At 58.6% G+C, this 9,762-nt stretch carries 11 protein-coding genes and 2 pseudogenes; 7 read left to right on the forward strand and 6 right to left on the reverse strand.

Going from position 1 to position 9,762, the window contains the following annotated elements:
- Window positions 1-272: 272 nt before the first annotated feature.
- Window positions 273-1,127 carry an ATP-binding protein gene (locus tag INT29_RS19030; RefSeq protein ID WP_226842244.1) on the reverse strand — a complete coding sequence of 285 codons (855 nt, stop codon included), beginning with the start codon at window positions 1,125-1,127 and terminating at the stop codon, window positions 273-275.
- A 125-nt stretch (window positions 1,128-1,252) separates the two neighbouring features.
- Window positions 1,253-2,245 carry a UDP-glucose 4-epimerase GalE gene (galE, locus tag INT29_RS19035; protein WP_193073056.1) on the reverse strand — a complete coding sequence of 331 codons (993 nt, stop codon included), beginning with the start codon at window positions 2,243-2,245 and terminating at the stop codon, window positions 1,253-1,255.
- Window positions 2,246-2,471: 226 nt separating this feature from the next.
- Here galE and INT29_RS19040 point away from each other — a divergent pair, with 226 nt between their 5' ends.
- Window positions 2,472-3,572 carry a hypothetical protein gene (locus INT29_RS19040; RefSeq protein ID WP_226842246.1) on the forward strand — a complete coding sequence of 367 codons (1,101 nt, stop codon included), beginning with the start codon at window positions 2,472-2,474 and terminating at the stop codon, window positions 3,570-3,572.
- A 5-nt stretch (window positions 3,573-3,577) separates the two neighbouring features.
- On the opposite strand, the gene INT29_RS19045 is transcribed toward INT29_RS19040, so the two are convergent.
- Window positions 3,578-4,621 carry a Vms1/Ankzf1 family peptidyl-tRNA hydrolase gene (locus INT29_RS19045; RefSeq protein WP_101574921.1) on the reverse strand — a complete coding sequence of 348 codons (1,044 nt, stop codon included), beginning with the start codon at window positions 4,619-4,621 and terminating at the stop codon, window positions 3,578-3,580.
- Between the two features lie 191 nt (window positions 4,622-4,812).
- Here INT29_RS19045 and INT29_RS19050 point away from each other — a divergent pair, with 191 nt between their 5' ends.
- The 3 genes and pseudogenes from INT29_RS19050 to INT29_RS19060 all read left to right on the forward strand — a co-directional run.
- Window positions 4,813-5,244 carry a TetR/AcrR family transcriptional regulator C-terminal domain-containing protein gene (locus INT29_RS19050; RefSeq protein ID WP_257930291.1) on the forward strand — a complete coding sequence of 144 codons (432 nt, stop codon included), beginning with the start codon at window positions 4,813-4,815 and terminating at the stop codon, window positions 5,242-5,244.
- A 348-nt stretch (window positions 5,245-5,592) separates the two neighbouring features.
- Window positions 5,593-5,727, forward strand: coding sequence for a transposase (locus tag INT29_RS20825; RefSeq protein ID WP_180959108.1), 135 nt, complete (start codon window positions 5,593-5,595; stop codon window positions 5,725-5,727).
- Window positions 5,682-6,033, forward strand: a pseudogene (locus tag INT29_RS19060) (integrase core domain-containing protein); the annotation flags it as partial. The gene INT29_RS20825 and the pseudogene INT29_RS19060, both read left to right, overlap by 46 nt.
- Before the next feature lie 157 nt (window positions 6,034-6,190).
- Here INT29_RS19060 and INT29_RS19065 read toward each other — a convergent pair.
- A complete protein-coding gene (locus tag INT29_RS19065) occupies window positions 6,191-6,592 on the reverse strand; it encodes a VOC family protein (RefSeq protein WP_226842248.1) in 402 nt (133 codons plus the stop codon).
- A 37-nt stretch (window positions 6,593-6,629) separates the two neighbouring features.
- Complete coding sequence (locus INT29_RS19070; RefSeq protein ID WP_101574917.1) at window positions 6,630-6,923, reverse strand: hypothetical protein; 294 nt, start codon at window positions 6,921-6,923, stop codon at window positions 6,630-6,632.
- 358 nt (window positions 6,924-7,281) lie between these two features.
- Between INT29_RS19070 and INT29_RS20495 the strand changes: the two genes are divergently transcribed.
- Window positions 7,282-8,091 carry a pyridoxamine 5'-phosphate oxidase family protein gene (locus INT29_RS20495; protein WP_193073060.1) on the forward strand — a complete coding sequence of 270 codons (810 nt, stop codon included), beginning with the start codon at window positions 7,282-7,284 and terminating at the stop codon, window positions 8,089-8,091.
- 590 nt (window positions 8,092-8,681) lie between these two features.
- On the opposite strand, the gene INT29_RS19080 is transcribed toward INT29_RS20495, so the two are convergent.
- A complete protein-coding gene (locus INT29_RS19080; protein WP_193073061.1) occupies window positions 8,682-8,849 on the reverse strand; it encodes a glutamate-cysteine ligase family protein in 168 nt (55 codons plus the stop codon).
- Window positions 8,850-8,921: 72 nt separating this feature from the next.
- Here INT29_RS19080 and INT29_RS19085 point away from each other — a divergent pair, with 72 nt between their 5' ends.
- Both INT29_RS19085 and INT29_RS20310 read left to right on the forward strand, forming a co-directional pair.
- Window positions 8,922-9,428 (forward strand): hypothetical protein, encoded by a 507-nt coding sequence (locus INT29_RS19085; RefSeq protein ID WP_193073063.1) that lies wholly within the window; start codon window positions 8,922-8,924, stop codon window positions 9,426-9,428.
- An 84-nt stretch (window positions 9,429-9,512) separates the two neighbouring features.
- Window positions 9,513-9,694, forward strand: a pseudogene (locus INT29_RS20310) (ISL3 family transposase); the annotation flags it as partial.
- Window positions 9,695-9,762: the final 68 nt, after the last annotated feature.

Raw genomic sequence — 9,762 nt, forward strand, 5'->3', positions numbered from 1 at the left:
GTCGTTTGATTCAGCTTTGGCTAAGGGCCTAACAGCGAAAAAGGGATGACTGCCACACCGTCGCGTCGCAGGTAGGCTTCTTCGCCAGTCGTGATCACAACTCTCCCGGCCAGACGCTCGCCGAGCTGGCCCTTGAGCCAATTGAGGTGGCGCACATCTTTGTCGCCGACGGTTGCAGCAAATTTCACTTCAATCGCGACAACTTGCCGGTCCTCGCCTTCGACGATGAGGTCGATCTCGCGCTGTGTATCGCGTGTGCGCAGATGCCCAACTTAAGCGTCAGCAGCGCTCGCATAAACTCTCACACTCTGTGTAACCAGTGATTCGAAGAGTGAACCGAGCCACGTACCTGTCGACGCAGATACCATTTGACCTTCTCCGTTAAGGAGTCCGTCGTTGCCGACCCCAACAAGTCGAGCCGCAATCGCGGGATCGACGAGATGGTGCTTGGGAGTCTTAGTCAATCGTTTCAATGGATTGAATGTCGGGATCCAGGCAGGCAGCGGGTCAAGAACGAATAGCCTCTGCAGATGATCTCGATATGAGTTGACCGTAGTTCGCGAAGGCTTATCCGGTTCTCCGGCAGTGGCCGCATTCAATATTTCTGTGTAATTGGCGTCGCTCGACGTGGCCGCCCCGTATGCTGCCATCCAGACGCGTAGAGTTTCTGGGCGTCTGACCTGCATCCCGTTCTCCGGAAGTTCTTCCTCAACGATTCTCGATACATAGCTATCAAGCTGAATTCGTCGCTCCCGCTCAGGCAACGCCCGAATTCCTGGAAACCCAGACTTGAGAATTTCGTCGGTATATTGCACTAATCTGACGGATGATTCCCCCTTGTTGTCTGGTTCTTTCCCACGCAGCAGCTTCGCCAATGAGACCGTGGGTGCACAAATTTCTCGCTCATAGAACGACAACGGTCGCATAGTCATACTGACGATCCGGCCCGCACCAGAGTGCATCCGCAGTCCGGGAGCCACCTCTGCAGAACCAGCGAGGAGGAATCTCCCTCCATGCGGGTCATTGTCGACTGCTGTTCGGACACGTTCCCAGGCTTCGGGGACCAGTTGCCATTCATCGATGAGCACTGGCTCTGGGACTTCCGTGACACGGTCATGATCTGCCATAACCGATTCCCGCTGCGACGTCCTGTTCAGAGAGAGGACATAGTTTGAATGTACCTTCAGACCAATAGCCAATTGTTCATTTCGCGAGGTTTCAACTGGTCAAATCGCGGTAATCCCGCGCCCCGCTACTTGCCCTCCGGCAGCATCCCCGCGGCCTCAACCGCACTGCGCACGATCTCATCGAGATCGAATTCGGCCTTCCAGCTCAGCAGTGCACCTATGCGGGAGACGTCGGCGACGAGTGCGGGCGGGTCACCGGCGCGACGCTCGCCCATTTCGGGCACGATCTCACGTCCGGTCGCCTCGGCGATGGCGTCGATGACTTCCTTCACCGAGGCTCCGGTTCCGGTGCCCACATTGAACACCGTCTCCGAGGTGGCACCGGACTTCATGTAGTCCAGCGCGGCAATATGCGCCTCGGCGAGGTCCTTGACGTGGACGTAGTCGCGGATGCATGTGCCGTCGGCGGTGTCGTAGTCATCGCCGAAGATGATGGGGGCCTTGCCGGCGGCGATGCGCCCGAGCACGATCGGGATGAGGTTCATGACGGCGGTGTCAGCGAGCTCGGGCCAGCCGGCTCCGGCGACGTTGAAGTAGCGCAGCTTCACAGCGTTGAACTTCTTACCCTGCATGTTCGCCGAGGTGATCGCATTGTCGATCATCCATTCGCCGATGAGCTTCGTCTGGCCATACGGGTTGATCGGTCTGCAGTCGAGGTCCTCACCGACCATCTCGACATCGGGCATTCCATAGGTGGCGGCCGAGGAGGAGAAGACAAGGGAATCGATGCCGGTGCGACCTGCAGCGGCGAGGACATTGGTCAGTCCGCCGATGTTCTGGCGGTAGTACATAATGGGTTCTTCAACCGACTCCCCTACCTGCTTCTTCGCGGCGAAGTGGATGATCGAATCCACCGAGTGCTCTTCGATTGCGGCGACGAGCCGGTCCTCGGCATCGGCGGCGGCCAGGTCGAGGCTGACGATCGGCAGGCCGGTGACTCGGCTTTCAATCCCGGTGGAGAGGTCGTCGACGACGAGGACGTCATCGCCGCGCTCGGACAGCAGCCGCACTACGTGGGAGCCGATATATCCTGCCCCTCCGGTTACCAGAACACTCATCTGCCGGTCTCTCTTTCACTAGCTCTCTGACAGCGATCGATGCGCTGCGTCGTATCCACTTCAGCATGGTTGGCCCACGCATGGTTTGGCCACCTCAGAATACGTGACCGGCAAGGTTTCGGCAGACATCAAACCGCACTGAGTGACCAGTGTGGACTTGCCCCGAAGTCAGGACAGGCGGGCCCCAACCCTCTGTTCAAAAACCACCATCACTGCGAGAGTGAGAATGTCGGCGATCCACCCGCCCCCTGACCCGTGGAGGACACCATGGACGAAAGCACCTGTTGCGATGCACCTTCTCCTCATCTCTGACCCCGGCCTGCCGAGCCGTCGGGTCGCGGCGATCAAGGACGAGCTCGAAGAGCTGCTGGCGCAGAACTTCGACGCAGACGTCCACGTCGACACGTGTCCGCAGTTCATCAAGGTGCAGGCAGACCATCAGTTGGAGATGTCGACCATCGACTCGGTCGTGAGCGAGTATCCCAGTGCTGACTTAGTCATCATGCTCACAGACATTCCTCGGCACACCCAGGACAAGCCGCTCATCGCCGAGGTTCTGCCGGACAGAAAGGTCGCTGTGGTCTCGTGCCCGACCCTTGGCGCAGTGACGTCCAAACGCCGCCTGCTCAAGATCTTCATGAGCTGCGTCAATCAGCTGCTGCCCGACGGCCATACAGCTCCGAGGCACAGCCTGCCGAGGTGGGGGCAATGGTCGAGTCGAACCGATTCCGGTCGCCGCACCCTGCATGCTCACACCTTCACCGGCGGCCCCCGGCTCGTCCTCGGCATGACGATGACCAACGAACCCCTGCGCATGGCGCGCAAACTCTCCCGCGCCCTGGCTGCAGCCTCGGCGACCGGTGCCTTCGGCATCTTCTACAGTTCGATCTGGCAGATGTCGCATCACCTGTCGACCCTCCGGCTGATTTCCATCGGCCTCATCGCGATCGCTGTGATGGTCGGCTGGCTGCTGACCGTCAACGGCCTCTGGGACAGACCGGTCAGGGGTCGTCGAGCTCAGGTCGTCTTCTACTACAACCTGTCCACCGTCCTGACCCTGATCATCTGTGTGGGTGCGCTCTACGTTCTGCTGGTTGCGGGCATTCTGGTGGGCAGTCTCATCGTCATCGACCCCGACTTCATGGCCCAGATCATCGATCGCCCGGAGGCGAAGTTCACCAACTATCTGGACATCGCCTGGCTCAGTGCCGCGATGGGTGTCGTCGCCGGCGCGCTCGGATCGACCTTCGACAGTGATGTCGACGTGAAGAACATGACCCATGCTCAGCGCCTGCGCTCACGCGTCTACGTAGCAGAGGAATGCTGACAGAGTCAGTCGGCTAGCGCAGTGGCAGCATCATAGCGCAGGATCGCCGCTATTCCGTCTGCAACGTCTCCGTCGATGAGGCCGACGTCTGCTGAGGAGAGAACAGCGTCAGCCAGAATCGCTCCCTCACCGTCAGCACCGACATCGTAGTTGAGGAGCACGGTCGCCACGGCCCCGCGCTGGGCGGCCTGAGAGACCTTGTCCGCTCCTTCCACCGCAAGGTCGTGCGCCTTGCTGTAGGAGAAGTTCTCTGTGTGCTCGGTCTGTTTCGCCTGGACCCTGTCAGAGGCCAGCGATTTCAGGGCGTCGTAGAGCGCTTCTTCAGCAGCGTCATCATCCGTGCCTCCCTGATCGGTTTCCTCGAGGAGTTCGGTGACTCGAGTCGACAGCTCGGCCTTCACTGCGGTGCGGCCCTGGACTTCACCGGCCACGACCACAAGGTCCGGTTCACGGGCGCGAACAATCTCATCGACGTGGTCAGCGACTGCGCGAGCGTTGTCTTTGACGATTTCATCGGCCCGCCGTCGAATCTGGTTGTGCGACAGCGCGCCCTGACGTGGTGCGTGAATGTCCTCATCGTTGTCGCCGCTGATGAGTGACTCATCCTGCTGCTGCGCCTCATGCTGAGGGGATGCTCGCAGCTCACGGATGGTCGCACCTTCCTGAGAGGCGATGACGAGGACCATGTCGACCAGGCGGCATCCTTCACGGACATAGGCACCCAGCTCGGGAACCTCCCCGTAATGTGCAGCGTCACCGGTGCCGACCGCAGCATCCCAGTGTTCGTCGAGGACGACTCCGGCTGCATTCGCAACGACGGTTCGTCCATCGGTCTGAACTTCAGTGATGTCTTCGACGATCAATGTGCCATCGAGGTGTCTGAGGATCTCATCTGCCGCGCCGGCGTTCGCGAGGTTCTCACGGAGTTCGTCCCACCTCAGCCGCACCTGCTTCTCAGCATCGGCAGCCGGAGAACGTCCTTCCAGATACACGGTGGCAAAGGGACCCTGATTGTCATATACGGTGCGTAGATTTTCGAGGTTCATCATCAGCTCCTCATCTGTTCTCGTCGACGTCTGCCGACGATCGCGGGAAGTGCTCGTGGGAAGTTCAAAGACGACCGGGCGCTCGGCGAGAATACTCGACGGTCACCCCAGCCGACTCACGGTGACTCAATCAGCTCCATTCGCCGTCGGGTGCCACGTATTCGTGCGATCAACCCAGACTTACACCTATCCCAGTGCTTGTAAACACCCTCGTGGCGGCCGCCCCCTCTTATGGGAACCTGCCTTCTGCGTTATTGTCGAATAAGAACAAGGGAAGCGATCAGCATACGCCGGAAGCACCTTGGCTACGTCCCCCGCTGCGCAGCCTGAGATGGGTCGATCATTTCCTTGCTTCCCTCCAGGACTGCGGTTTCTCGGATTCAGCTGCCGTCGATGTGCACAAGGCATTCACGAGCTTCCTCCTCGGCGCACTTCTGCTTCGAGTCGCTGCCTTAGGAGCGGCCATCAGCCCTGAGGACGCACCGATGGTCGAGGAGACCTCGCTCGATAAGTATCCAACCCTCCAAAGGCTGCGGAGTGAACTTGCCGAAGACCACCCTCAACGCGAATTCGACGATGGTCTTGACAGTCTGATCGAACGAATACGCACCACCCTGCAGTCTTAGGTCGAAGTCTCCTCTGACACGGTGGTCCGACTGCCCGACGGCAGATTCATAGCGGGATCATCGAGGAATTTCAGCGCAATAGGGCATGTGACAGTCACCTTCATATGGCGATTGCGCACATCCTTCAGCGATCTGGTCATGAGTTCCTTGCAGTGATGTGCTGCGTCAAGGATCCCTATAGCTTCGCAATAGATGAACATGACCTCCTTCTCGTCGATCGTATAGTGCAGCGATGCCACAAGTTTTCCCGGAAGATAGAGATCGAACTTCGAGGCTTGGTCGACCTAGGGATTTCGGACAGTGGGCCCTCTTGAACTAAGGGCATTTCTCAAAGAGAGATCCGGGAATGTGACCGCAGCACGACGACGGTTCAGTCAAGAGTTCAAGGACGAGTTGTGTCAGGAGGTGATCTCGACCTCGAAGCCGATTAAGAGCGTCGCAGAGACCCATGGTGTCGGCGCGGAGGCTGCCGCGGACATATAACCTACATTCACACCTGGCAGGGCTTCGTCTATCTCGCCACTGTCATCGACTGCTCGCCTAGATATACGTTCCTCGATGGGCAGGACCGGCGTGTGCTGGGACAGTGCGATGGCTGAATCGTTCTTCTCAGCGTTGAAGAACGAACGCGCCTACCGCACTGCTTACGCTGCCAAGAAGCAGGCACGACGTGACGTCATCGCCTACATTGAGGGGTTCTACAACAGCCGCCGCTGGCACTCGGGCCTCGATTACCAGCGCCCCAACGACGTCCACGATAGTTACCAGCAGCCAGCCTTGGCAGCGTAGAGAAAACTATCAATCCGCTGTCCGAAATCCCCGAAGCGGCCCACACTGAGAAACGCAAAATTGCCGCGCAGAGCATAGGCGGTCAGAGCCCATCGAACTCTATTCGCCTATTCGTACGTTTCCTTCAGCGCCTGTCCACCTCTTATGTCGGAGAAGATCAGTGCAGAACGAGGCAGAACGGGCGTCCGATCGGGTCGGAATAGACGCGGAAATCAGGGTGCTCGTCGGAATCATCAATCAACTTACCGCCTGCGAGGAGGACAGTGGGCTCGGCGTCTTCAAAGGATTCCACCCGGATGTCGATGTGCACCTGCAAAGGAACGGTGTTGTCCGGCCAGGTCGAAGCGACATAGTTGTCTGCTCGCTGGAACGATAGAACCTGTCTCCCTGACGGTTCGAACAGGTTCACCCAATCGGTGTCTTCCGTCGGGGAGATATAACCGCCCAGAAGCGTCTGATAGAACTTGGCGTTCTCCAGAGGAGCCGGACAGTCCAAGGCCGTTGTGTTCAATGTGCCGATCATCGTTGATCCTTCTTCCAACTGGTTGTGTCCTGCCATTGCCCATCCTGGTCTGAGACGCCCTCACAGAGCCACCTCAGTCTGGTGGCTCTGCAGAAGTTTCCTCTTCCTCCTTGGTGTCTCCACCGCGAAGGTCACGCGCTTTGTCGGAGGAGGCGGCTTCGGCTTCGGCCTGTGCTTCTTTCGGGTCCTTCTCTATAGGAACGTCATGCTCTGCGGCAATACGCTCGAGTTTCTCCTCGGGACTCTGCGAAGTTCCCTCTGCTTCCGTCTCGGCGCTCACTCCGACGCCAGCAGCCTCAATGTCCTGCTCAGCGCCGTGTTCCTGTCCTGCTGCACCGTCTGGCAGGTTCTTCTTCTCGTCGCTCATGGGCTTCTGCTCCTATCTGAGTTCAACGCAATCAAGCCACTCGATGATTGGACGGGTGCCCGCCGAATGGGCATCACGATTCGTGTTCTCGACGCTAGACCCCCCGTGGCTTGGGATCAAGGCACGGACACGATAAGGCGCGGCATTCCTTTCCCCCTAAGCGTATCCCTAGTGTTTTCGATGCGATTCGCAATCAACTATTCGTCCCACGCTCGTTGAGAGTCCACCCTGGGTACAACACCATGAGATGTGGGGCCGTCGCAGGCTCTTTACGCGCGCCTTTGGGGCCTGTTGCTCAGCGCTATCCCATGTGAGAATGATCGAACAGCGGCCATGCATCGTCTGGAAGGGAATGTTCATGAACAGAAACACGAACGACGAGTCGACCACCGAGTCGAAAGCGCGCGATATTGCACAGAAGTTGGATGAGGCGACCGAGCCCCTGGGCGGCACCTCACAAGTGGAGTCGCGTGCGAAGGTCGGGTACACCGAGGAAGACGTCGAGAGCCGCGCTCAAGACACCGCAACAGAACAGGGAGTGAGTCTGCATCGCAATCCCGACGGATCGCATACAGCGGTCGATGAGTCCCAATCGCAATCAGGCAAAGCACGGCATCATTTGGATGGAGCCGCTGCGGCCGGCAATCCCGACAGCGGAAAGTTCGATGAGACGAAGCCGGAGGCTGAGTCCGCGACCGACGACCTCAGGCAGGCCGATGTCGTCAAAATCCTGCGCGGCGCGGATTCCGTGATGCTCGCGACAGCGCTCAGTGACGGCACGATCCTCACCCATCCGATGGCACCCCAGGAGATCACGGATGACGCCGACGTATGGTTCTTCCTCGATCTCGGCGGCGCTCAGACAGATGCACTGAAAACCAACCCTGCAGTCAATATCAGCATCGCCGAGGCGGGCAACTGGCTTTCCGTAGCCGGTCACATCGACTTCGTCGACGACCGCACTAAAATCAAAGAACTCTGGTCCAAATCTGCCTCGGCCTGGTTTGCAGACAGCAATGACCCGAACCTCGGCCTCGTCAAGGTCACTACCGAGTCTGCTCAGCACTGGGGCCTGCCCGGTGGCAAACTCTCCGGCCTAGTGAGAATCGTCAAGGCCAAAGTCAGCGGTGATCGCAGCCCAGGAGGTACGGCGACCACGGAACTCTGAGCCAAACCTGTCACACTTTTTCGGCGAGGTGGTCGCACGGTCTCGTACCGTGCGACCACCTCGCCGAGTCGTTGCTGAGGCTAAGACTACGCGCACGAGGAAGATTGATGATCCCAGGAAGCATGCACGTTCTGTCGCTCCATGATCGAATGATTCTCGACCTGGACAAGATGTCGCCAAGTTCGCGCCAACGAGACGATCTCTGTGCACGGATCGACTTAGCCCCTGATCGTTTCGAGACAGTTCTCGAAGGGCTGGCCAATACGGATGCCACCTACACTTATGCTCCCGAGGTGGTTCGGGTGATCCGGCATAGACGAGCCGAGAAATTTAAGTTCGAAAAACGACACGGGCGGTGGAAGACGAAGAATGGTGCTCCCCAGACGAGAGCCCAGCTGTAGCCATCAGCGACCTCGAGGTAGGGGCCAGACTACTTGCACCGGAAGCTCCTATTACAGGCCTCGGTACCGTCCGTCACGAACAGACGCTCCGGCGGAAGACTAGACTTCTTTGGGCTCAGCAGACTACGTATCGCGGGATGCCAATTGATCGCCGGCGTTCTGAAAGTGGGGAGGAAGGCCGCAGACAATTCATCGGCGATACTGTATCAAGCGCCAGCCTGCGAAACCGCTGTCGGAGCCGTGCCATACAGGTGAATTGGCGCTCAGAGCCGTCAGTACGAGAATCCATCTGCGAAGACCGTTGAGCGCAAGTACCGTTCTCAGTGGCAAAAGACCGTGAGGTGTGCTCAACGCCACGTCGACTGGACCCGCATTTAGTCATCGCCCTGCAACCGTAGATCGACACTATAAAGTATGCATTTGAAATCTATGTCTACCATTGCAGTCATCGGCCTCCTCGCCCTGAGCGGATGCGCCGGCTCCTCGAACGACGACACCGATCAGTCCACCTCCGAAGCCGAGGCCTCACAGACTCAGAGTCCGGTCCCGACAGAGGAGTCCGCGACTTCGGAGACAGAACAGACAGAGAGCCCGGCCGAGTCATCGTCGGACTCCGAGACCTCAAAAGATCCAAAAAAGTCGAAACTGACGCTGAGCACCGATTCTGACGAAGTCACTATTGAACCGACAGATGTGTACTGCTCCGGGAGTCCGGGCAATATCGACCACATAATCGGCAAGACGAACGATGAGCTCCCACTGGTCAAAGCCGAAAAGACGAAGTTCGTGATGGTCAAGACCGGGCACGGTCGGCCGTACAAGACGAACGGACCGAATGGCATCGACTATGGAGACAAAAGCGTGTCATTCGACGAGACCAAGGTGGGAACCGCGGTGTTGAACGGAACGATGGCCTGCACAGAGTGGGAAGACTGAAGAAGACCCGAATGCCGCAGCGAGATTATTGACTCGCACCCGAGCTCGGTCACCAACCCGCGTGTAACTTGAGGGGCATGGCGCAAGGGTTGGATTCTCGCTGCGACCTGGAACGGGGTATTGAATGGTCGGATCAAGTCATTGAATACGAAGGTCCGATTGCTGACTCGGGTGGCGTCTCGGGTTCCCGGCGCCGGAGGCATTGATCGCGTTGGCGCTGACTCAACCTCGGAAGTCACAACCCCGCCCGCCTGGGCGGTGGTTGACCCACGGATATGTGGCTCATCGTAATCGAGAGTGTAAAACCGGTCTGAAACCACCGGACTCAAGTAGG

It is taken from the genome of Brevibacterium sp. FME37 (assembly GCF_014897485.1).
Classification (GTDB): Bacteria; Actinomycetota; Actinomycetes; order Actinomycetales; family Brevibacteriaceae; genus Brevibacterium.

What these genes read in the sequence shown, in the direction of transcription:
- galE (WP_193073056.1), bottom strand. Translation starts at nt 2,245, where the DNA reads ATGAGTGTTCTGGTAACCGGAGGGGCAGGATATATCGGCTCCCACGTA.
- INT29_RS19070 (WP_101574917.1), bottom strand. Translation starts at nt 6,923, where the DNA reads ATGAGCGACGAGAAGAAGAACCTGCCAGACGGTGCAGCAGGACAGGAA.
- INT29_RS19065 (WP_226842248.1), bottom strand. Translation starts at nt 6,592, where the DNA reads ATGGCAGGACACAACCAGTTGGAAGAAGGATCAACGATGATCGGCACA.
- INT29_RS19085 (WP_193073063.1), top strand. Translation starts at nt 8,922, where the DNA reads ATGTCTACCATTGCAGTCATCGGCCTCCTCGCCCTGAGCGGATGCGCC.
- INT29_RS19045 (WP_101574921.1), bottom strand. Translation starts at nt 4,621, where the DNA reads ATGATGAACCTCGAAAATCTACGCACCGTATATGACAATCAGGGTCCC.
- INT29_RS20495 (WP_193073060.1), top strand. Translation starts at nt 7,282, where the DNA reads ATGAACAGAAACACGAACGACGAGTCGACCACCGAGTCGAAAGCGCGC.
- INT29_RS19040 (WP_226842246.1), top strand. Translation starts at nt 2,472, where the DNA reads ATGTCGGCGATCCACCCGCCCCCTGACCCGTGGAGGACACCATGGACG.
- INT29_RS19030 (WP_226842244.1), bottom strand. Translation starts at nt 1,127, where the DNA reads ATGGCAGATCATGACCGTGTCACGGAAGTCCCAGAGCCAGTGCTCATC.